At 70.5% G+C, this 20,614-nt stretch carries 21 protein-coding genes; 8 read left to right on the forward strand and 13 right to left on the reverse strand.

The window, feature by feature from the left end; all coding sequences use genetic code 11:
- Positions 1 to 21: 21 nt before the first annotated feature.
- Positions 22 to 330: a hypothetical protein gene (locus tag GRX01_RS07565; RefSeq protein ID WP_321167958.1), complete on the forward strand. Its 309-nt coding sequence runs from the start codon at positions 22 to 24 to the stop codon at positions 328 to 330.
- Between the two features lie 16 nt (positions 331 to 346).
- Here the strand turns inward: GRX01_RS07565 and GRX01_RS07570 are convergent, their stop codons facing one another.
- The 3 genes from GRX01_RS07570 to GRX01_RS07580 form a co-directional block, all read right to left on the reverse strand.
- Positions 347 to 1,771, reverse strand: a complete 1,425-nt coding sequence (locus GRX01_RS07570) for a PAS domain-containing sensor histidine kinase (RefSeq protein WP_321167959.1) — start codon at positions 1,769 to 1,771, stop codon at positions 347 to 349.
- 77 nt (positions 1,772 to 1,848) lie between these two features.
- A complete protein-coding gene (locus tag GRX01_RS07575; protein ID WP_159665163.1) occupies positions 1,849 to 2,514 on the reverse strand; it encodes a hypothetical protein in 666 nt (221 codons plus the stop codon).
- Positions 2,511 to 3,197, reverse strand: coding sequence for a DsbA family protein (locus tag GRX01_RS07580; RefSeq protein ID WP_159665165.1), 687 nt, complete (start codon positions 3,195 to 3,197; stop codon positions 2,511 to 2,513). Before GRX01_RS07580 ends, GRX01_RS07575 begins: the two co-directional genes overlap by 4 nt.
- A gap of 190 nt (positions 3,198 to 3,387) precedes the next feature.
- Here GRX01_RS07580 and GRX01_RS07585 point away from each other — a divergent pair, with 190 nt between their 5' ends.
- From GRX01_RS07585 to sppA, 5 genes are all read left to right on the forward strand, one after another.
- Positions 3,388 to 4,653 (forward strand): Single-stranded DNA binding protein, encoded by a 1,266-nt coding sequence (locus GRX01_RS07585; RefSeq protein WP_159665167.1) that lies wholly within the window; start codon positions 3,388 to 3,390, stop codon positions 4,651 to 4,653.
- Between the two features lie 49 nt (positions 4,654 to 4,702).
- Entirely contained in the window at positions 4,703 to 6,511 is a 1,809-nt protein-coding gene (locus tag GRX01_RS07590; protein ID WP_321167960.1) for a hypothetical protein, read from the forward strand.
- Positions 6,511 to 7,314, forward strand: coding sequence for a metallophosphoesterase (locus tag GRX01_RS07595; RefSeq protein ID WP_159665169.1), 804 nt, complete (start codon positions 6,511 to 6,513; stop codon positions 7,312 to 7,314). Before GRX01_RS07590 ends, GRX01_RS07595 begins: the two co-directional genes overlap by 1 nt.
- A gap of 317 nt (positions 7,315 to 7,631) precedes the next feature.
- Positions 7,632 to 8,555, forward strand: a complete 924-nt coding sequence (locus tag GRX01_RS07600) for a coiled-coil protein (RefSeq protein ID WP_159665171.1) — start codon at positions 7,632 to 7,634, stop codon at positions 8,553 to 8,555.
- A 256-nt stretch (positions 8,556 to 8,811) separates the two neighbouring features.
- Positions 8,812 to 9,834, forward strand: a complete 1,023-nt coding sequence (gene sppA / locus GRX01_RS07605; protein WP_394351374.1) for a signal peptide peptidase SppA — start codon at positions 8,812 to 8,814, stop codon at positions 9,832 to 9,834.
- A 25-nt stretch (positions 9,835 to 9,859) separates the two neighbouring features.
- On the opposite strand, the gene GRX01_RS07610 is transcribed toward sppA, so the two are convergent.
- Positions 9,860 to 10,252 carry a RidA family protein gene (locus tag GRX01_RS07610; RefSeq protein WP_159665173.1) on the reverse strand — a complete coding sequence of 131 codons (393 nt, stop codon included), beginning with the start codon at positions 10,250 to 10,252 and terminating at the stop codon, positions 9,860 to 9,862.
- Positions 10,253 to 10,337: 85 nt separating this feature from the next.
- On the opposite strand from GRX01_RS07610, the gene GRX01_RS07615 reads away from it, so the two are divergent.
- The gene (locus GRX01_RS07615; protein WP_321167961.1) at positions 10,338 to 11,504 is read left to right on the forward strand and encodes a DUF373 family protein; all 1,167 of its coding nucleotides are present in this window, start codon (positions 10,338 to 10,340) and stop codon (positions 11,502 to 11,504) included.
- Between the two features lie 17 nt (positions 11,505 to 11,521).
- Here GRX01_RS07615 and GRX01_RS07620 read toward each other — a convergent pair whose 3' ends face one another.
- The 9 genes from GRX01_RS07620 to GRX01_RS07660 all read right to left on the reverse strand — a co-directional run bounded on the left by GRX01_RS07620 (position 11,522) and on the right by GRX01_RS07660 (position 18,821).
- Positions 11,522 to 12,280 carry a hypothetical protein gene (locus GRX01_RS07620; protein ID WP_233740931.1) on the reverse strand — a complete coding sequence of 253 codons (759 nt, stop codon included), beginning with the start codon at positions 12,278 to 12,280 and terminating at the stop codon, positions 11,522 to 11,524.
- Positions 12,281 to 12,397: 117 nt separating this feature from the next.
- The gene (locus GRX01_RS07625; protein ID WP_394351375.1) at positions 12,398 to 13,234 is read right to left on the reverse strand and encodes an aldo/keto reductase; all 837 of its coding nucleotides are present in this window, start codon (positions 13,232 to 13,234) and stop codon (positions 12,398 to 12,400) included.
- A gap of 139 nt (positions 13,235 to 13,373) precedes the next feature.
- Complete coding sequence (locus tag GRX01_RS07630) at positions 13,374 to 14,138, reverse strand: proteasome assembly chaperone family protein (protein WP_159665176.1); 765 nt, start codon at positions 14,136 to 14,138, stop codon at positions 13,374 to 13,376.
- Positions 14,139 to 14,361: 223 nt separating this feature from the next.
- On the reverse strand, positions 14,362 to 14,553 hold the full coding sequence (locus GRX01_RS07635; RefSeq protein WP_321167962.1) for an RNA-protein complex protein Nop10: 192 nt from the start codon (positions 14,551 to 14,553) through the stop codon (positions 14,362 to 14,364).
- Between the two features lie 19 nt (positions 14,554 to 14,572).
- The gene (locus tag GRX01_RS07640) at positions 14,573 to 15,373 is read right to left on the reverse strand and encodes a translation initiation factor IF-2 subunit alpha (RefSeq protein WP_159665178.1); all 801 of its coding nucleotides are present in this window, start codon (positions 15,371 to 15,373) and stop codon (positions 14,573 to 14,575) included.
- A 175-nt stretch (positions 15,374 to 15,548) separates the two neighbouring features.
- Positions 15,549 to 15,722, reverse strand: a complete 174-nt coding sequence (locus GRX01_RS07645; protein ID WP_159665180.1) for a 30S ribosomal protein S27e — start codon at positions 15,720 to 15,722, stop codon at positions 15,549 to 15,551.
- Between the two features lie 2 nt (positions 15,723 to 15,724).
- A complete protein-coding gene (locus tag GRX01_RS07650; protein ID WP_159665182.1) occupies positions 15,725 to 16,006 on the reverse strand; it encodes a 50S ribosomal protein L44e in 282 nt (93 codons plus the stop codon).
- Positions 16,007 to 16,154: 148 nt separating this feature from the next.
- Complete coding sequence (locus tag GRX01_RS07655; protein ID WP_159665184.1) at positions 16,155 to 17,531, reverse strand: geranylgeranyl reductase family protein; 1,377 nt, start codon at positions 17,529 to 17,531, stop codon at positions 16,155 to 16,157.
- Between the two features lie 132 nt (positions 17,532 to 17,663).
- Positions 17,664 to 18,821 carry a DUF373 family protein gene (locus GRX01_RS07660; protein WP_159665186.1) on the reverse strand — a complete coding sequence of 386 codons (1,158 nt, stop codon included), beginning with the start codon at positions 18,819 to 18,821 and terminating at the stop codon, positions 17,664 to 17,666.
- A 241-nt stretch (positions 18,822 to 19,062) separates the two neighbouring features.
- On the opposite strand from GRX01_RS07660, the gene gpmI reads away from it, so the two are divergent.
- Positions 19,063 to 20,589, forward strand: a complete 1,527-nt coding sequence (gpmI, locus tag GRX01_RS07665; protein WP_159665188.1) for a 2,3-bisphosphoglycerate-independent phosphoglycerate mutase — start codon at positions 19,063 to 19,065, stop codon at positions 20,587 to 20,589.
- The last annotated feature ends 25 nt before the right edge of the window (positions 20,590 to 20,614 follow it).

The raw sequence follows: 20,614 nt of genomic DNA on the forward strand, positions 1-20,614 counted from the left end.
GCCGGGGGCGGGTGGTAGCGCGTGGTCTCCGTCTGGGCCGACGTCGCGCGGATCGCGGCCGCCGTCAACCTCGTGCTGCTGGCCGTGCTGCTGGTCGTGTGGGGGCGGAACGCGGTGCGGCTCCGATCGTCGCACGCGCTCGGGCTGAGCACGTTCGCGGCGCTGCTGTTCGCGGAGAACGCGATCGCGCTGTACTACTACCTCCTCGATCCGACGCTGTCGGCGTGGTTCTCCTCGGCGGTCCCGCCGGTCGCATGGCGAGCGATGCTGACGCTCCATCTGCTCGAGACGGTCGCGCTCGCGGCGCTGGTGCGGATCACGCTGGATTGAGGCCGGTACCCTCCGGCTACGTTCGAGGCGGCGCCGTCGCCCCGGCGTCGGTGGCTCGTCGGAACAGCATCGTGATCCGGTTCCCGCCCTCCGGTCCGTGTTCGAACCGGATCTCCCCGTTCGAGAGCTCGACCATCCAGTGGACGAGCCAGAGGCCGAGCCCCGACCCGTGGCTGAGCCGGTCGATCTCGGACTCGCCGGCGAGGATGGCGTACTCGTCTTCCGGGATCGGCGGCCCCTCGTCGTCGACGACGATCCCGACCCGTGCTCCTCGCTCGACCGTCGACACCGACACGGTGGGTCGGTCGGTCGCGGCGTGGGAGACGCCGTTCGTCAGGAGTTCCTGCACGGCGACGATGAGGTCCGGAACGGCGAGCGCGTGGAGGTCGTCCTCGACGCTCGTTTCGACCGTCGCCTCCGGGTGGTCGGCGCGGACCTCGTGGGCGGCGAACCGGACGGCAGCTCCGAGATCGACCGCGACGAGTTCCTCCGTGTCCGCGAGCGTCTCCACGATGGTCCGCTCCTTGTCGGCCGTCGCGAGCAGCGACTCGACCGTCTCGACGATCGACGCGAGCGTGGCGTCGGTCGGAACCTCCTCCCGGTGTTTCAACAGCTCCACCTGCCCGAGGATCACGTTGAGGTCGTTGCGGAGGTTGTGGCGGAGGAGCCGGCCTATCACGCGCAGGTGCTGCTCGCGCCGCCGCCGGTCGGTCACGTCGCGGACGAATCCGGCGACCCTGACGACCTCGTCGGCCTCGAACACGGGACGTCCCTGCACCCAGACCCAGCGCCGGAAGTCCGTGTCGGGGGCGACGCGGTACTCGATGTCGACCGGCTCGCCGGCGGAAAGCTCCCGCATGGCCGCACGGACGCGCTCGCGGTCGTCTGGATGGATGCCATCGAGGAACACCCTCGGGTCCTCCCGGAGGTCGTCGACGGACATTCCCCAGACGTCCTCGTAGGCGTCGTTGACGAACAGTAGCTCGGACCAGTCGGCGTCGAACATCCACAGGACCTCGGTCGTGTTCGCGGCGATCTCCCGGAGCAGCGACTGGATCTCCTCCCGTTCTGCCTCCGCCTGGCGACGGTCGGTCACGTCGGTCGAGCTGACGACGTAGCCGTCGAGCCGGTCGTCCGTCGAGTTCATCACTCGGCTCCGCAGCCACACGTACTCCCCGTCCGCGGTGCGGTGACGGTACTCCGTCTCGACGGACGCTCCGGGCTCGCCGGCGGTGACTTCCCCGAACGTCGACCGGACGCGCTCGCGGTCCTCGGGGTGGACGTAGTCGAAGCTGACGGTCCCGAGCAGATCGGTCGGCGCGAACCCCACGACCCGCTCGGTCGCCGCGTTGGCGTACCGGTAGGTTCCGTCGGCGTCGATGACGACGATCTTGTCGTGCGCGTTGTCGAGCAGCGCCAGCAGCTCCTCGGACCCGTACACGTACCGCGGTGGGTGGCGGACCGAGGTAAATGCACGCCAACGTGTTCGACGGCCGTCACGGTTCGCGATGTCCGCTCTCAGATATCGACCGGGCAGCCACGGATCTCGGCGCCGCGCATCCCGTCCGCGAGCCAGAACAGCGACAGCAGCAGCGGGACGAGCGCGAGCAGCGTGAACTCCAACCCATCGAACGGAAGGAACAACACCGCGCCCGACGCGCCCACCAGCGACAGCAGGCCGACCAGCACCGCCGACCCACAGGCGGCACACCCGGCGCCGAGCGCGCCCAGGAGGACGCCGAGGACGCTCCCGGCGCCGCCCGCGGCGTTGCCGGCGGTCGCCTCGCTCGAACCAGCATCGCCGACCACCCCGTTCTCGCGAAGGTGGTACGTCGCGACCGCGAGGTTCCCGCCCGTCAGGAGGGCGACGAGTATCAGCATCACCCCCGCGGCCGGCTCGTATGAGGTCCCGATCAACGGGTACTGCTCGAACAGGATGGTAAGCCGGGCGTCGAGCGGCAGACCCCCATCGATCACCGTGTCGCGCACGAGCGCGACGTTCTGTGAGAGCACGAACGCAGACAGCGCGAGGACTGCGACGACGAGCGCGAACAGCCCGTAGGCGGGCACGCCGAGGACGAGCCTGACGGTCCGCGCGACGAGCCGGAGATCCGCCCGTGACGACGGCAGACGCGGCAGGCCGAGTCGCCGGCGCGCCCGGGTGAGTCGGTTCACTCCGCTCATAGCTGGAGCGCCGACGCGATCGTCTCGTAACTCACGCTGCCCGACGCCGTGGTGACGTACGCTCCGTCGCGGAACAGGAAGACGGTCGGCGTCCGGGTCGTGTCCGCCGCCTCGCCGGCGTCGAGGTCCACCTGCACGGCGTCATCGTACGCCTCCGCCGCCGCGTCGTCGACGACTGCGGCCGCGTCGAGGTCCGTGTTCGATGTGAGCCACGACTCGGTCCGGTCGAGGACGTTGTCCTCGCTGAACTGCCCCTGCGTGGCGAAATAGTGGTCGAACAGGTCCCAGTAGACCTCGGCGCCGCCGTCACGGGCGTAGGCTGCTTCGAGCGCCTGTACGGCAGGCTTCCCCCACGGGTAGACGATGGGGTACACCCGCGAGACGAACCGGAGGTCGCCGTCGGCGACCGGGCCCGACCGGAGCCGGGCGCCCGCGTTCTCCTCGAAGTTTCGGCAGGTGGGACACGACGGGTCCTCGAAGGCGACGATCGTCGCGGGCGCGTCGCCCGGGCCAAGTGAGGGTTGGTCGGCAACGTCCGCAGCTGCCGGGTGTTCCGCCAGCGGCGTCCCACCTCCCCCCGACGCGCCGCCCGATGTCCCGCCGCCGTCGCCGAGACAGCCAGCGAGCGTGCCGAGTCCGACGGCGCCGAGCGTCGCGAGCGCCGAGCGTCGAGTGGAGTCCATACGTCGTAGAGGTCACGCCACACAAGGAAGTTCGCCCGAACTGGCGTCAGTGACGCACGACCGCACGGCACGCGGCTCGGCGGCGCCCCCGGCGACACCGTCGGCGGAACGGTCGTCCCCCGCGACCGGGTGTCGCTCCCCGGGCGCGGTGAGTTTAACAGGAGTCGGGAGGTAGGTTCGGACGGAACACATGGACATCGACGCACACGCCGAGGAGCTCGCCTCCGCTCTCGGCGAGGACAAAGAGGAGGTCAAGCGCGACCTGGAGAACCTACTGGAGTACAGCGTCCCCGTCGACGAGGCGAAGCAGTCGGTCCGCCGGAAGTACGGCGGCGCCGGCGGCGGCGACGCCTCGCCGTCGGCGGTCGATATCGCCGACGTGAGTCCCGAATCGGGCAACGTCACCGTCACCGCGCGGGTGCTGACCGTCGGGAGGCGGTCGATCCGGTATCAGGGCGACGACACCGTCATCCGCGAGGGCGAACTCGCCGACGGGACCGGGACGATCAGCTACACCGCGTGGCAGGACTTCGGTTTCGAGCCCGGCGACACCGTCACGATCGGCAACGCGAACGTCCGCGAGTGGGAGGGCGAACCCGAACTCAACCTCGGGGAGTCCTCGTCGGTCGCGATGGAGGGGGAGACGCTCGACGTCCCCCACGAGGTCGGCGGCGAGCGCGACCTCGTCGACCTCACGGCCGGCGACCGCGGCCGGACGGTGGAGGCGAAGGTGCTCGAACTCGAACAGCGGACCATCGACGGCCGCGACGGCGAGACGACGATCCACTCCGGGGTGCTCGGCGACGAGACCGCCCGGCTTCCGTTCACCGACTGGCAGGCTCGCCCGGAGGTCACCGAGGGCGCCGAACTCCGCATGGAGGACGTGTACGTCCGGGAGTTCCGCGGCGTCCCCTCGGTGAACCTCACCGAGTTCACCGAGACCTCGCCCGCGAGCGTCGAGGTGAGCGACGCGGCCCCCCGCGTCAGCATCGGCGAGGCGGTCACCTCCGGCGGGATGTACGACGTGGAGGTGCTCGGCAACGTGCTGGAGGTCCGCGACGGGTCCGGGCTCATCGAGCGCTGTCCCGAGTGCGGCCGGCTCGTCCAGAACGGGCAGTGCCGGAGCCACGGACAGGTCGACCCCGAGGACGACCTCCGGGTCAAGGCGATCCTCGACGACGGCACCGCGACCGTCACCGCGATCCTCGACCGCGAGCTCACCGAGGACATCTACGGCGGCACCCTCGACGACGCGCTGGAGGCCGCCCGCGACGCGATGAGCCGCGAGGTGGTCTCCGACGACATCGCCGAGACGCTCGTCGGACGGGAGTTCCGCGTTCGCGGTCACCTCTCGGTCGACGAGTACGGCGCGAACCTCGACGCGACGGAGTTCGCGGCGAACGACGACGACCCGGCCGCGCGTGCGGCCGACCTCCTCGAGGAGGTGGGCGCGTGAGGGACGACGATTCACGTCGAACCCACACGGACCACATGGGGTGGTCCGTGTGAGCGCCGGCGACGGCGGCGGCGACGGGAGCGACGACGCGGGGCCGGGGAACCGCGAGGTCGCCCACCGGGTGTTCGCCGCGGAGTTCGACGACGCCGACCTCGATCACTCCGAGAGCGACGAGGAACGCGCGCCCAACTACGTCGTCACGCCGACCGGGCTTCGCGTCAACCGCCTGTTCGCCGTCGGCGTGCTCACCGAGGTCGAGTCGGTGAACGATCAGACCCTGCGCGGGCGCGTCGTCGACCCGACGGGCGCGTTCGTCACCTACGCCGGACAGTACCAGCCGGACGAGGCGGCGTTCCTCGACCGCACGACGCCGCCGGCGTTCGTCGCGCTCACGGGGAAGGCGCGCACGTTCCAGCCGGAGGACTCCGATCTGGTGTACACCTCCGTCCGTCCGGAGAGTATCGCGACGGTCGACGCCGACACGCGCGACCGGTGGGTCGTCTCCGCCGCGGAGGCGACGCTCCGCCGGGTCGCGGTGTTCGCGGAGGCGCTCGCGATGGACGAGCGCGGCGATCGGCTCCGCGCCCGGCTCGAGGACGCCGGCGTCCCGACGGCGCTGGCCGCCGGGATCCCGCTGGCGATCGACCACTACGACACGGGGACGCGGTACTTGGAGGCGGCCCGGACGCTCGCCGTCGACGCGCTGGAGGTCGTCGCCGACGAGCGCGAGGAGGTCCGCGCGCTCGCGGCCGACCCCGGCGACCGCGGCGACGCCGACCTCGGCCCGCTCCCCGATGTTCCGTACGACTTCGAGAGCGTGAGCGCGCCGGAACCAACGGACGACGACGCCGAATCGGACGTCGATGGCTCGCCGGACGCCGCCGATCCGACCGCCGCGGGAACCGACGCCGCCGCGTCGACGGCGTCGACGGTCGGCGATCCCGACGCTCACGACGCCGACGAGCCGGACGGGGCCGCCGAACCCGCGGAGGCGGTGGATCCGACCGAGGACGACGTCGCCGTCGCGGAGGCCGACCCCGGCGCGGGTGCGGAACCCGAACCGGTCGAGTCCGCGGACGCGGATCGCTCCGACGAGGAGGACGCCGACGCTGGCGCCGGTCCGGACGCGGACGCCAGTCCGAACGCGGGCGCCGAACCCGCGGACGGCGCCGGCGACGACCTCGGGGAGTTCAACGACCCGGACGACGGTCTCGGGGAGTTCGACGCCGGCGGCGAGTCGGACGCGACCGACGCCGGGGGCGCGCTCGACGAGACGGACGACCTCGGGGAGTTCGACGCGGGCGAGGGCGACGCCGCGGAGACCGATGTCGACCCCGAGGACTTCGAGGACGCGCTCTCCGAGGAGGAGCGCCGCGAGGTCGAGGAGGAACACGGCGTCGAGTTCTCCACGGGAACCGAGGTCCCCGACGCGGGCGAGTCCGGCATCGAGGCGCCGGAGCCCGACGCCGAGGCCGTTCCCGCGGAGCCCGACGAGGGGTCGGATCCGGACGCGACCGCGTCGGACGCCGACGGCGCCGACGGCGACGCCGAGCCCGACGCCACCACCGGAACCGAAGCGGCTGCCACGGACGAGCCCGTTTCGGACGGTCCGGACGAGGTCGACGCCGTCGAGGCCGACGGCGACGACGCCGCGGACGCCGACATCGACCTCGAGGACGCCGCGGTCGCGGTCATGAGCGACCTCGACGACGGCGACGGCGCGGACCGCGAGGCGGTCGTCGCGGCCGCCGTCGAGCGCCACGGGGTCGACCCCGGGGACGTCGAGGACGCCATCCAGGAGGCGCTGATGAGCGGGAAGTGCTACGAGCCGACCGACGGCACGCTCAAGCCCATCTGATGGCCGACGGTGCGGACCGCGGGGCGGCTCGGGGTCGGCGGTCGCGGCCGCTCGTCGAGCCGGTTCCCGACGTGCCCGCCGCCGTCGCCGATCTCGGCGACGAGACCGGGTTGCTCGTCGCGGACTACCACGCCGGAATCGAGGCCGGCCTCCGCTACGAGCGTGGCGTGGAGCTCGAAAGCGCTGGCGACGAGCGACGCGAGCGCCTGCTCGACTTGCTCGCGCGGACCGGGGCCGACCGCCTCGTCGTCCTCGGCGACCTGGGGCATCGGATCGGTGGGGCGGGCGACGCCGAGACCGAGGAACTGGAGGCGCTGCTGTCGGCGATCGGCGTTCCCGTGACGCTCGCGCTCGGCAACCACGACGCGGGGATCGCGGACTCGTTCGGCGACCGGATCGACGTGACCGGGCCCGGCGGCGCCCGCCTCGGCGACGTGGGCGTGCTCCACGGTCACACGTGGCCGGCGCCGGAGGTGCTCGGGGCCGACGTGATCTGCATGGGCCACGAGCACGTCGCCGTCAGGCTCGAGGACGCCGTCGGCGGCGCGCGCGCGGAGAAGGCCTGGCTGCGCGGGCCGCTCGCGCTGGCGGCGTTCGACGGCGAGGTCGACCTCGCCGCCGCCGGCGTCGAGTGGCACGACCCCGAACTGGTCGTGTTCCCCGCGTTCAACGATCGCTCGGGCGGCACGTGGGTGAACGTCGAGGGGCAGGGCTTCCTCGCGCCGTTTCTCCCCGCGGGACTCGTCGACGCGGAGGCGTACCTCCTCGACGGAACCCGACTGGGTGCGTACCGCGACGTCTGATGGACTCTCCGGACGGCGCCGAGGGGTCCGACCGGATCCGATCGCCGTCCGTCCGGCGGCGGTCGGATCGGACGAACGAGGATCGCTGTGTGAGCGGATCACACGTTTCCGGCCGTGTGAGGGTCCGTATCACGCGTTTTCGGCACGGAACAGCGAAGGAGTTATATACGGAACCTGTCTATGTGCAGGTACCAGAACGCCTTCGGGCGTGGTGGCATCGATCGCTGAATGACACGGTGTTTTCACCCCCAGACGGACGCACGCAGCCGAGGAGCGTCCGCTCAGTCCGAAGCAGTATGGTGTCGAGGTAACGAACCATGGTAACGAAAGAGGAAGTTCTCGAAGAATACGGTCTCGATCAGTTGGATGAATCACGAAACGTCTCCCTCTCCGAGGAGGAGTTGGAGAACGATTCGAAGGGCCAACTGATCAAGAAGGCCGGTCAGCTCCGTGACCGACGTAACGATCTCAACCAGATGGCGTCCGAGCGCGCGTCCAAGCGCGACGACCTGAACGCGAAGACCCGCGAGAAGGTCGACGAGGCGCAGGAACACCGCGAGTCGCGGGACGAGCTCAACGAGCAGGTCCAGGAGCACAAGGAGTCGCGCAACGAACTCAACGCCGAGGCGAACGAGCTGTTCGACGAGGTCGAGGAGATGAAGCAGGACCTCGAGCTCGGCTCGGGCAAGTCCATCGAGGAGCTCAAGGAGGAGATCGAGGACCTCGAGTTCAAACAGCAGACCGAAGTCCTCGGCACCGACGAGGAGCGCGAACTCATCGAGAAGATCGAGAACAAGCGCGAGAAGCTCGCCGAGAAGAAGGGCAAGGTCGACCAGAGCGGCGAGCTGGAGGAGCTCATCGAGGAGGCCGAGGAGGTCCGCTCGGAGGCGTCGACGCACCACCAGAAGGTGACCGAGCTGGCCGACGAGGCCCAGGAGCACCACAACCAGATGATCGAGGCCTACCGCGAGGCCGACGAGATCCGCGACGAGGCGGACGCCATGCACGAGCTGTTCGTGGAGGCGCAGGAGTCGGCCGACCAGCACCACGAGGACTTCGTCCGCGTCCAGAAGCGCCTGCGCGAGCTGGACAAGGAGGAGGAGGAGGAGAAGAAGGAGGAGCGCGAGGCCAAGATGGAGGAGGAGCGCGAGGAGGCCGAGGAGATCTACCAGAAGTTCAAGGAAGGCGAAACCCTCGACACCGAGGACCTGATGAAGCTCCAGAAGACGGGGCTTCTGTAAGTCCGCCCGAAGCCGGCGTCCGAACGCCGACGGTTCTGCGATTTCCGTTCTCACGCGCTCAGCGACCGCGCCGCGAGTCGCCTGGGGTCGATCGATCGCACTGCGAGCGACCGCGCCGCGCGCCTCCGCGTCCGTCCGCGTTCCCGCACCCCCCGTGTCCCTGCGCCCCTCGGCGTCTCCACGTCCCTCCGCGTCCCCGTGAATCCGGGGGCCGGACGCACCGGAGTCTTATCCCGAGGGCGGACCAAGCGGGGCCGTGACAGACACGAACTCCACGGCCCGAACCGCCGTCTCCGCCGTCGCCCTCGCCGTCGTCGCGGCGGTCGCGGCGCTCCTCGGGTACCTCCTGTTCGTCCGGTTCCCGGGCGACCTGGCCGACCTGCTGGGCGTGCTTCTCGCGCTCGCGACCGTCGGGGTCGGCCTCAAGCTCGCCTCCGCGGCGCTGTCCTCCCGGTTCGCGGACTACACCGTCGCGGAGGTCGCCGTCGAAGGCCCGATCACCCGCGACGGCGACGCCGGCGGGTTTCCGCCGTCGCCCGGATCCCCCGGAGCCGACGAGATCGTCGATCAGATCGAGCGTGCGGACGACGACCCGAACGCCGAGGCGCTGTTACTGAAGCTGAACTCCCCGGGCGGGCAGATCGTTCCCAGCGAGGACATCCGGCTGGCGGCCGAGCGATTCGACGGCCCGACCGTCGGCTACGCGACCGACACCTGCGCCAGCGGCGGCTACGCGATCGCCGTCGGCTGTGACGAGCTGTGGGCGCGCGAGGGGAGCGTCGTCGGCTCGATCGGCGTCATCGGCTCGCGCCCGAACGTCCACGAGTTGGCCGACCGTCTCGGGGTCAGCTACGAGCAGTTCACCGCCGGCGAGTACAAGGACGCCGGCCTCCCGCTGAAGGAGGTCACGCCCGACGAGCGGGCGTACCTCCAGGGCATCGTCGACGACTACTACGACCAGTTCGTCGAGCAGGTCGCCGAGGGCCGCGACATGGACGAGGAGGCGGTCCGCGAGACGGAGGCGCGGGTGTTCCTCGGGACGGAGGCCCACGAGCGCGGCCTCGTCGACGACCTCGGGGACCGCGAAGCCGTGCTCGACCGGATGGAGGAGCTGACCGGAACCGAGGCCGCCGTCGAGGAGTTCACGCCCGGTCGGGGGCTCGCGGCGCGGCTCCGGGGCGGCGCCGCCGCGACGGCGTACGCCCTCGGCGCAGGCATCGCGAGCGCGTTCCCCGGCGAGGACGCCTCCGAGGGGATCGACGTTCGGTTCCGGCGATAGGAGGGTGGGCCGGGTCGCCGAGCTCTCACCCGTCGTCGACGACCGCGACCGCCTCGACCTCCACGAGCATGTCCGGGTCGATCAGCCGCGACACCTCGACCATGGTGGTCGCCGGGCGGACCTCGCCGAACGCCTCCCCGTGGGCGCGACCCACCGCCTCCCAACGGTCGATGTCGGTCACGTAGAGGCGTGTGCGCACCACGTCCGAGAGCGTCGCGTCGACCTCCGAGAGGCCGGCCTCGACGTTCGCGATCGCTCGCCTCGTCTGTTCGGCGGCGTCGTCGGGTGCGATCACCTCGCCGTCGTCGTCGGTCGCGGTCGTGCCCGACACCTCCACTCGGTCGCCGACGCGGACCGCCCGCGAGTAGCCGACCGTCCGTTCCCACTCGGTTCCCGAGGAGACGCGGCGTCGCTCCATGGCACCGATCGCTCGCGACAGCGACAAGTACGTCCCGCTTCCGTGTGGGGTGGCATTTTTCACCCGGGGGTGCCTCAGGTCGCATGTGACGACGCTGGTCCTCTGTGTGGACCGTTCGAACGACGTCGGCCGGAAGGCCGGCGTCGACACCCCGGTCGTGGGCTGGGAGGCGGTCCGGTCGCTCGTGACGGACCTCGGCCTCGCGGACCCCGAGGACGCCGGCGTCAACTCGCTGCTCGAGTCGCTCCGGGTCGCCCGCGACCTCTCCGACGAGGGCGAGGAGGTCGCCGTCGCGGTCGTCTCGGGCGCCGGCGACTCCGCCGTCCGTGCGGATCGCGCGCTCGCGCGCCAACTCGACGACGTGCTCGCGACGAACGAGTTCGACTCCGCGGTCGTCGTCATCGACTCCGCCGGCGACGAGCGCGCCGTCCCGATGGTCGAGTCCCGGCTGCCCGTCGACGCGGTCGACCGCGTCGTCGTCCGGCAGGCGCGCGATCTGGAGTCGACGTACTACCTCCTCAAGCAGTTCATGGCCGACGAGGAGCTCCGCGAGACCGTGCTCGTGCCGATCGGCATCGGGCTGCTCATCCTCCCTGCGTTGCTCGTGTACTTCTCCCCGGTCATCGCGGTCGCGGCGGTGACGACGCTGCTCGGCGCGACGCTGTTGTACTACGGGATGGGGATGGACGAGGTCGTCGAGTCGGCGCCCGACCACGCTCGCGAGGCGCTGTACTCGGGGCAGGTGTCGGTCGTGACGTACGTCGCCGCGCTCGGGCTCTCGATCGTCGGCGTCTTCCTCGGCGTGCTCTCGGCGTCGCCGGTGGAGGGCGCGGAGTTCGTTGCCGGCCTGCAGTTCACGTACGCCGCGGTGCCGTGGCTGGCGCTTGCGGCCCTGACGGCGTCGTTCGGCCGACTGCTCGACGAGCTCATCCGCGATGAGGGCGTCCGCACGCCGTATCTGAACCTCCCGTTCGGCGTGCTCGCCGTCGGGCTGCTGTTCCGCGGCTTCGCGGGCTACTTCCTCGAACAGGAGGCCGGCAAGGAGCCGCTCGTCCTCCTCGGGTACGCGCTGTCGCCGACCGAGCGGCTCGCGGTGTTCATCGTCGGCGGCATCGCGCTCGCGCTCGTCGGCGTCCGGGTCGCCGCCAGCGTCTCCGACGAGACGCTCGACGAGGTCATCGACGAGACCGGCGCGGCCTCCCCCGGCGAGGCGGGACGGGGGTCGAACCGCGGCGACGGCGGTCGAAACTGAACGCTCCCTCGACCCGGTCAGATCCGCGTCCCCGTCGACTGGTCGGGCTGCGGCCGGACCACGTCCGCGAGCGCGACAAGCAGTCCGAACAGCCACCCGACCGGCACGGAGATTCCCGTCCACATGAGCACGTAGGCGGTTCCGCGGAGGTCGAAGCGCGCGCGGATGAGCTCCCCGAGGCCGCCGACCGCGAGCGGACCGTCGAGGAGCCACACCGCGAGCGACGTGGTGTTCGGGAAGACCACGTCCGCCAGCGCGGGCGAGTACAGCGCCGCGACGACCGGCGGGAGGAGGAACGCGGTCACTGCGGCGGGGTACGCGATCAGGACGCTCGTTCCCCGGCCGCCGAGGCGGGAGCCGCCGACGGCGACGACCGCGGCGACGGTCGCGACCACGCCGGCGGCGCCGACGGCGAGCAGGCCCCCGGTCGAGAACTCCCTGACCCAGGCGGCGACGGTGAGCGCTCCCCACGCGACGAGCGAGAGGAGCACGACGCCGACGAGGCCCAGGCGCGTAGCCGCCGAGTCGACCCTCGTGACGTAGAAGCGCGCGGCGAAGCCGAACAGCAACAGCGGGTAGCCGACGGCGACCAGCGGAACGCCCACCGCCGCCCAGAGGTAGTACGCGAACGTCTGCGACGTCGTCTCGGGCGTCCACTTTCCGACGACCCGTCCGGGGTCGAGCTGTCGGGGGAACGCGAGCTCCATCCACGTGGCGTGGAGCCTGGCGATGTCGATGCGGACGGCGTCCAACAGCCCCGTGGAACGTTGCTCCATCGAGCGTCCGATCCGGCGGCCGCCGATTGAAGGTTTCGCTCGCGCCCCTCTCGTATCAGTCGGTCGATCCGTCCGCGTTCGACGGCACAGGAGCCCGCGGATCCACCCTCGCCGATCTCAGTTCCAGGGCGCGAATCCGGGGTCGACGCGGCGGTCCTCGCGGTCGATCGCGTCGATCGTCGCCACGTCCTCGTCGTCGAGTTCCAGCGCGAGCGACTCCCAGTTGTCGCGGATGTGCGCCTCGCTCGTCGCCTTCGGGATGGCGGTGACCCCCTTCTCGCGCAGCCACGCGAGGCTCACCTGCGCCTCGCTCGCGTCGTGCTTCTCGGCGATCTCGCTCAGCTCGGGCACGTCGAACACCTGCCCCCGCGCCAGCGGCGAGTACGCGACGACCTCCACGTCGTGTTCCGCGCACGCCTCCCGAAGCTCCGGCTGCTGGAGCAGGGGGTGCAGCTCCACCTGGTTTGCGAAGATCGGCGCGTCGCTGATCTCGATGGCCTCGGCAACCTGCTCGGGCTCGAAGTTGGAGACCCCGATGCGCTCGATCAGGCCGTCGTCGTACAGCTCGTTGAACGCGTTCAGCGTCGCCTCGGGGTCGTACTCGCGGGCCGGCCAGTGCACGTACATGAGGTCGACGGCGTCGACCCCGAGGCGGTCGAGGCTCTCCTCGGTCGTTCGGCGCACGTCCTCGGGCGCGAGGTTGTCGATCCACACCTTCGTGGCGAGGAAGACGTCCTCGCGGTCGACGGCGGCGCGTTCGATGCCGTCGCCGACCTCCGCCTCGTTGCCGTAGATCTGGGCGGTGTCGACGTGGCGATACCCCATCTCCAGGGCGGTCGCGACCGCGTCGCGGCACGCCTCGGGGTCGGTGTTCTCCCAGGTGCCGAGCCCGAGCGTCGGCATGCCGTTGGCGGACGGAACGTCGTCGGGACCGATCGACTGCTGGTCTGTCATCGATCGAACGGACGCGGCTCGCGCGAAAAGGCGTTGTGGCAGGCGCGCGGACTGCCGGTATGCGGGTGCGTCCCGTCGTCGCCGCGACCGCGCTCGATTCGCCGTGGTCGGTCTCCGTCCGTGCTCGGCCCGAGTGGGGTCAGCCGATGTAGCGCAGTTCGTCCTCGCTGGGCATCCCGCCGCCGCCGCCCTGCATCTCCTGGATCTTGCCGACGACCTCCTCCATCTCCTCGGCGCGGTCCTCCAGGTCCGAGAAGTCGACCTCGACGTCGAGCAGGTCCTGCAGGACCTCGAGCACGGCCTGCGCGCTCTTGGGGTCGACGAGGTAGCCGGAGGTCTCGCCCATCAGGCACGCCGCCGAGAGCCCGCGCCGTGCGCCAAGCCCGAGCACCAGCCCGGAGACGCCGACGATGCCGCCGGCGGGCTCGTTCTCGCGGAACTCGACGCCGGCCGCCTCCAGCTCCTCGCGGTCGGTGTCGTCGGTCCGCGCGCCGAGCACGTCGTACTCGTCGTCCTCGATGAGTTCCCCCGTGGGAACGCCGCCGAGCGCGAACGCGCGCTCGCAGCCGAACTCCTCGGCGACGTCGAGGAACGCCGTCGTCAGGGTGAAGTGACCCTCGTTGCTGGCGGCCTGATGGTCGCCGGTCAGCACGACGAGGTCCTGCCCGTCGGCGTCGACGTGGTGGAACTCCGCGTGCGTCAGCTCGGCGACGCCGTCGTCGTCGACGGTCACCTGTGGCGGGAAGTCGGTCGTGTACACGCGCCTGACGAGGTCGCCGTCGAACTCCTCGACGAGGTGCTCGGCGACGAGCTTGCCGACGTGGCCGACGCCGGGAAGGCCCTCGATGAAGACGGGGTCGGTGAGATCGGGGTCGCTCACGACCTCGATGTCGATGTCGTCCATGTGCGTGGAGACGGGGCGGGGGAGATAAAGACGCGTCGGCTCGACCCGTTCGATCCGCTGGTGTCGTCACCAGATGGTCCCGAGGCCACCGCCGCTCCGGCGACTGCCCTGGATATCACTGCGGAAGTCCCACCCGTGGGTCGGACGGCCGCCGCCGTAGCTGTCTGCACGGTGTGCACGCGCGCGGCTGGTCGGGATCGAGGTCGGCAGAAACGCGGTTTCGTTACTCGCCGCCGTCGCGGTCTCGAACCCGCACGCGTCGCCGGTACTCCCCGTACGGGTCCTCGGGGTTGAACGGCGCGGGCGCGGAGTTGACCGCGTCGGCGCCGCACTCGGGGCAGGCGTCACCGATGGTGTAGACGGGGCGCTCGTGAGCCGTCTCCCAGTCGCCGCACACCCGGATGTCGGACTTCACGCGTCGTGATCCGCGGGGGTTACTCGTCCTCGGTCTCGCGCTCGCGGTGGAAGCGACCGGTGCCGCCCGCCGCCTCGATCGCCTCGCGGGCGCGCTCGGCGGACGCCTCCAGTTCGGTCTCGGCGACCTTGTAGTCGGGCGCGCGAACGCGGATTCGGTACTCCGGGGAGCCGACGTACGACACGTCGAGTTCGATCTCGTCGGGCACCTCGCCGTTGCCCTCGGCGGCCTCCAGCGCCTCGCGCACGTCGTCGACGCCGTCGTGGCCCGGCGACTCCAAGTCGACGTAGCCGGTGACGTTCACGTACGGGACCGAGACGTTCTCGCGGGCGGTCTCGACGATGGCCGAGACCTGCTCGTCGGTGAGGTCGACGTCCTCCAGCGCCTCCTCGCCGTGGATCGCCGCGGCCTCGAAGCCGTCGTACATCGACTCGAACTCGGCGTACAGCGCCTCGGCGACGGCGGTGTAGGTGTCGTCGTCGACGTCCTCGCCGAAGGCGATGCCCATCCAGTTGTCGGCCTTGCGCTCGCTCTTCCACTCCTGGATCTTGTCCGAGCGCTGGTGGTCGTTGACGTCCTTGATCGACAGGTCGATCTGCTGGCTCGACGTGTCGACGTCGAGCACCTTCGCGACGACGCGGTCGCCGACGTTCACGTGGTCGCGGATGTTCTTGATCCACCCGGAGGCGACCTCCGAGACGTGACACAGTCCACGCTTGTCCTCGTACTCGTCGAGGTCGACGAACACGCCGAAGTCCGCGATCTCGTCGATCTCGCCCACGACGAGTTCGCCCTGCTCGGGCCAGCCGGTGAATTTCATACGCGAGCATACCCGACCGAGCCTAATACCGTTTGCCAATCGGCGGGGCCGGGACGCGCTCCGGGAGGGACGGAGGGACGAACGCACGGCTCGCGGGGCTGTCGCTCCGGGGCGGGTGAGAGCGGCGCGGAGTGAGAACGGTGAGCCGCGAGAACGCCGAGCGACGAGCGCGGCGTTACCGGGCTTCGACGGTTTCGACGACCTCGCCGGAGAACTCGGCGTCGCCGCCGGTGGGGCGCGCGAGCGTCGTCCCGCAGACGGCGCAGTTGACCTCGCTCGAGGCCTTGCTGAAGACGACCTGTTCGTTCTCGCAGTCCTGGCACGCGACGCGGAAGAAGCTTCCCGCCATGCTTACTCCTGGAACCGGAGGCGACCGGCGCGCCATCCCTCGCGCATGTGGGCCTTTCCGCAGTCGCCACAGCGGTACTTGAGGTGGGTCTTCTTGGTGGGCTTGTCGCCGCCGGGCACCTTCGAGAACTTGCCGGCGTTCCCGATGACGGACGTGCCGCGGGCCTGCTGGCGGTCGGTCCACTTCATGCCGGTCTGGCGGCCGGTTCGGACCTTCTCGACCTCGTGTTCGTGATGAGCGTTACAGTGCGGACAGTACGTGTTCATCCGGCGTGGCATCTCCATAGCGGAATCTCCTCTTGACACCTGCTTCTGCGTCGGCGCTTAAAACCCATACGGTACGGAGTTGTCGGGTGCGAGGGATCCGGTCCTCGCCGGCGGAAGATATCGGGGGAAGCGATCACGGCACGACTACGGCGGGCCCTGCGCGGCGTCAGTACTTCGGGTCCGCGCCGGAGACCGCGTACAGGTCGTCCATGAGCGAGTCGCGGTGCTCCTGCCAGCCGGCGAACGCGCTCGGTCGCTCCGGGTAGCGGTCGTAGTGGTCCTTCAGGTCGCCCGCGATGCCGCGGACCTTGTACAGCTCCCGCAGCGTGTCCCAGTGTCCGTACGTCTCGAACACCGTCTTCAGCTTCAGGCGTAGGCTCATCGAGGTCTCCCCCTTCGTCATCGCGTTCAACAGCTGCTGTGCCGGGAGCGCGGTGACGATGTCGGTGAGCTCGTCGACGTCGTGGGCCGTCCCCCAGATGTTGTACACGTCCATCGCGGCGAAGCGCTTCCCGAAGTCGGTCATCACGTCGTGGTTGTAGCGCCACAGCCGCTCCTCGGTCACGTCGCCCTCGACGACGGCGTCGATCGCGCGCTTGACCGCCCAGTGGGCCGACTTCGCGGCGCCGGGGATCCCGCCGCCGGTGGTGGGGTTGACGTGGCCCGCGGCGTCGCCCACGGCGACGAAGCCGTCGGCGACCGCCGAGTCGTACGGGCGACGGGTCGGAAGCGAGGCCCCGAGCTTGTCCTTCACGGTCGCCCCCTCGAACTCCGGGCGGCGGCTCATGTCGCGCTTGAGGACCTCGACGAGCTTCATCGGCGGCTCGGTCATCTGGAAGCCGAGGCCGGCGTTGATCTCGGTCCCCGTGCGCGGGAAGTACCAGAGGTAGCCCAGCTCCTCGGTCGGCTTGAACACGATGGCGTCCTCGTAGTCGACGGGCTCGGGAACCTCGACGACCTCGCGGTAGGCCGAGCAGAACTGGGAGTACGAGACGTTCGTGTCGAAGCTGGCGTCGCCGAACTCGCCCTTGTCCTGCAGGATCGACAGCGATCCGGCGGCGTCGACGGTGAGGTCCGCCTCGTAGGTGATCGCGTCGCCGTTCCGCTTGGCACGCACGCCCGTCACCGTTCCGTCGTCGTCCTGCAGCACGTCCTGAACGACGGTGTCGTAGTGGATGTCGGCGCCGGCGCGCTCGGTCTCCTCGAGGATCACCTCGCCGTAGCGTTTGCGGTCGATCACCGCACCCGCCTGCCCGAAGGGGACGTCGAGCTCCTCGCCGGTTTTGGGGTTCTCGAACACCGCACGTTGGATGCTCTGGTTGGTGAACGACTCCTCGCGGAGATACTCGAGGTCGATCACGTCGGGGAACGTCGACTTCCCCTTGATCGCGTCGCCGCAGGCGATGTGCCCCGCTTCCTCCTCGGGCTTTCGCTCGAGGACGACGACGTCGAGCCCCTCGCTGGCGGCCGTCGAGGCCGCGAAGGCGCCCGCCGTGCCCGCGCCGACGACGACGATATCGTACGAGTCCGATGCCGCAGACATAGCCCCTTCTTCCCAATCGGCCCTCAAAAAAGGCGCGTATCCACCCGCGGCCGATCCGGGCCGGATCGTCACGGAACCCACCGGTTCGGCTCCCTCGCCGTCGGAACGCGTGGGTCGCGGGGATCGTCGCCGTCAGAGCGCGCGGGTCTCGCCCTCGTGGTCGCCGTCGCCATCGGGCTCCTGCGGGAACCGCGACTCCGCCACCGCGAACGTCAGCGTCGAGAGGACGCCGATCAGCGTTCCGGCGGTGAGCGCGAGCGCGAGTCGCGGGAGCGACAGCGGCGTCGTCCCTCCCGACGGCAGACTCGGCAGGAAGTACCCGGACAGCCCGTATAACACGATCGCGATCGCGACGACGTAGAACGGCGCGTTCAGATACCGCCAGCGGAACCGCTCGGAGAGGTACTCGTCGGTCACCTGCCCCAGCGAGGAGGTGATGCCGGCGGCCGCGACCCACTGGACGGACGCGTAGACGAACACCGCCAGGCGCTGGGTGATCGAGATCCCGTCCGGTGCGCCCGCCGCGGCGGCCTCCAGCGCGTCGAGACCCTGCACCCCGCCGATGACGATCAGCGCCGCCGCGACGAGGTAGGTGACGATGGTGACGCGCCCGGCGTACAGGCTGGTGCGGACGCGCTCCGCGACCCCGTCGACGGTCTCCTCCAGTCCGAGCCCGCGCCACAGCGAGTACAGCCCCAGGAGCGTGGAGATCGAGCCGAACACGACGGCACCGGGAAGGTCCAGTATCCCGGCGATCACCGAGAAGGGGTACACGAGCAGCAGGACGCCCAGCGGGATGAGGATCGTCCCCCTCGTCTCGGGGTCCGACAGCACCTGCTTCATCGTGTAGTAGATCGACTCGAGGTCCTGCGCCTGCCGGACGACCACGCGGCGAACGCCGTCCAGCGGGACGCGCGAGCGGATCACCGGGAGCACCGACTCGTCCTGAGCGCCGTCGGTGATCACGATGGCCCGGACCTCCTCGCCGGTCGACAGCGCCGCGAGGACGGTGTCGATCTCCTCGCCGACGGCGCGGTTCGCCTTCACGTCGCCCTCGTTGACGCCGGTGACGGCCGCGACGGCGACCTCCTCGTCGACGGCGGGGTCCGACCGGAGATCCTCGTAGGCGTTGATCGCCTGAAAGAGGACGTTCACGTCCGAGTCCTCCGGGTCCGCGGTGGCGAGCTGCACCGCCGCGTCCTCGACGGCGTCCCGACCGATGACCGGCGTGCGCACGCCGGTCTTGCGGCCGAGATCGTCGTCGAGGTCGACGGGGAGGACGAGGATCATTGCCGTGCGGCGCGTTGTCCCTCCGAGTATATCTGCCTTCGGGGGCGACCTGTCGAGTCCGGGTTCCGACCCGGCGTCGCCGTCGACACCGTGAGTGTAGCCGAGGCGGTCGCTGCGACGGGGACGGTGGTGTTGACTTCGAAAGCCGTCCGCTCAGATACGAGCGAGAGAAGGACAACGACAACGGATCCGTGGAACCGACGCAGTCAACAGGCCGCCCGCAGAAGCGACATCCAACGACATGAGAGCGGCGCTCGTCATCCTCGACGGCTGGGGCCTCGGGGACCACGACAGACGCGACGCGGTGAAGGCCGCCGACACCCCGAACTTCGATCGGCTCCGCGAGGCGGGCGCGTTCGGGACGCTCACCGCCTGGGGTCGCGACGTTGGGCTGCCGGACGACCAGATGGGCAACTCCGAGGTCGGCCACATGAACATCGGCGCCGGGCGTACCGTCTATCAGGAGTACACCCGGATCAACGACGCGATCGAGGCCGGCGAGTTCGTCGAGGGCACCGCGATCGAGCGAGCGTTCGACAACGTCGAGGCGAACGACGGCCGCCTCCACTTCCTCGGGCTCGTCAGCGACGGCGGCGTCCACAGCGATCAGGCGCACCTCCACGCGCTGATCGACGCCGCCGCCGACCGCGGGATCGAGGCCGTCACGCACGCGTTCACCGACGGGCGCGACACCGCGCCGAGGTCCGGTCGCGGCTTCCTCGCCGAGCTGGAGGCCCACGTCGCCGACCGCGGCACCGGCGACGCCGCCACCGTCTGCGGGCGCTATCACGCGATGGATCGCGACCGCAACTGGGAGCGCACGGCGCGTGCCTACGACGCGATCGTGAACCGCGAGGCCGACCACACTGCCGCCTCCGCCGTCGACGCCGTCGAGGCGAGCTACGAGCGCGGCGACACCGACGAGTTCGTCGAGGCGACCGTGATCGACGGCGAGCCGGGGATCGAGGACGGCGACGGGGCCGTGTTCTTCAACTTCCGCGCCGACCGCGCCCGCCAGCTCACTCGCATGCTCGCCGGTATCGACCCCGCGGATTGGGCGGTGGAGGGGATCGAGACGAGCCCGCCGGACGTCGAACTCGTCACGATGACCGAGTACGACGAGGAGTTCGGCCTCCCGGTCGCGTTCCCGCCGGTCCAGCCCGAGGACACCCTCGGCGAGGTGCTGTCGGCGGCCGGCCTGACGCAGCTGCGGATGGCCGAGTCCGAAAAGTACGCCCACGTCACCTATTTCCTCAACGGCGGCCGGGAGGTGGAGTTCGACGGCGAGTTGCGCCGGATAATCGAGAGCCCGGACGTGCCGACCTACGACGCGACGCCGGAGATGAGCGCCGCGGAGCTCACCGACACCACGATCGATCTGATCGGGAGGGAGGACCCGGACGTGGTCGTACTCAACTACGCGAACCCGGACATGGTGGGCCACACCGGCGACTTCGAGGCCGCCGTCGCTGCCGTGGAGGCGGTCGACCGCGAACTCGGGCGACTCGCCGAGGCCGTCCGTGACGCCGGCGGGCACCTGCTGGTCACGGCCGACCACGGCAACGCCGACGACATGGGGACGCCCGAGGACCCCCACACGGCGCACACGTTCGCGCCCGTGCCGTTCGTGTCGGTCACGCCCGCCGGCGACGACGGGGGGATGACCGTGCGGGAGGGCGGCTCGCTGGTCGACATCGCGCCGACCCTGCTCTCGATCGTTGGGGTCGAACAGCCGACGGCGATGACCGGGGAGTCGCTGCTGCGGTGACGGGAGCGTCACCGTGGGTCGAGGC

The sequence above is a fragment of the Halobaculum saliterrae genome (genome assembly GCF_009831625.1).
Classification (GTDB): domain Archaea; phylum Halobacteriota; class Halobacteria; order Halobacteriales; family Haloferacaceae; genus Halobaculum; species Halobaculum saliterrae.

What these genes read in the sequence shown, in the direction of transcription:
- GRX01_RS07650 (WP_159665182.1), bottom strand. Translation starts at nt 16,006, where the DNA reads ATGGAGATGCCACGCCGGATGAACACGTACTGTCCGCACTGTAACGCT.
- GRX01_RS07585 (WP_159665167.1), top strand. Translation starts at nt 3,388, where the DNA reads ATGGACATCGACGCACACGCCGAGGAGCTCGCCTCCGCTCTCGGCGAG.
- GRX01_RS07580 (WP_159665165.1), bottom strand. Translation starts at nt 3,197, where the DNA reads ATGGACTCCACTCGACGCTCGGCGCTCGCGACGCTCGGCGCCGTCGGA.
- GRX01_RS07600 (WP_159665171.1), top strand. Translation starts at nt 7,632, where the DNA reads ATGGTAACGAAAGAGGAAGTTCTCGAAGAATACGGTCTCGATCAGTTG.
- GRX01_RS07630 (WP_159665176.1), bottom strand. Translation starts at nt 14,138, where the DNA reads ATGGACGACATCGACATCGAGGTCGTGAGCGACCCCGATCTCACCGAC.
- gpmI (WP_159665188.1), top strand. Translation starts at nt 19,063, where the DNA reads ATGAGAGCGGCGCTCGTCATCCTCGACGGCTGGGGCCTCGGGGACCAC.
- GRX01_RS07655 (WP_159665184.1), bottom strand. Translation starts at nt 17,531, where the DNA reads ATGTCTGCGGCATCGGACTCGTACGATATCGTCGTCGTCGGCGCGGGC.
- GRX01_RS07645 (WP_159665180.1), bottom strand. Translation starts at nt 15,722, where the DNA reads ATGGCGGGAAGCTTCTTCCGCGTCGCGTGCCAGGACTGCGAGAACGAA.
- GRX01_RS07625 (WP_394351375.1), bottom strand. Translation starts at nt 13,234, where the DNA reads ATGACAGACCAGCAGTCGATCGGTCCCGACGACGTTCCGTCCGCCAAC.
- GRX01_RS07660 (WP_159665186.1), bottom strand. Translation starts at nt 18,821, where the DNA reads ATGATCCTCGTCCTCCCCGTCGACCTCGACGACGATCTCGGCCGCAAG.
- GRX01_RS07640 (WP_159665178.1), bottom strand. Translation starts at nt 15,373, where the DNA reads ATGAAATTCACCGGCTGGCCCGAGCAGGGCGAACTCGTCGTGGGCGAG.
- GRX01_RS07575 (WP_159665163.1), bottom strand. Translation starts at nt 2,514, where the DNA reads ATGAGCGGAGTGAACCGACTCACCCGGGCGCGCCGGCGACTCGGCCTG.
- GRX01_RS07595 (WP_159665169.1), top strand. Translation starts at nt 6,511, where the DNA reads ATGGCCGACGGTGCGGACCGCGGGGCGGCTCGGGGTCGGCGGTCGCGG.
- GRX01_RS07620 (WP_233740931.1), bottom strand. Translation starts at nt 12,280, where the DNA reads ATGGAGCAACGTTCCACGGGGCTGTTGGACGCCGTCCGCATCGACATC.
- GRX01_RS07610 (WP_159665173.1), bottom strand. Translation starts at nt 10,252, where the DNA reads ATGGAGCGACGCCGCGTCTCCTCGGGAACCGAGTGGGAACGGACGGTC.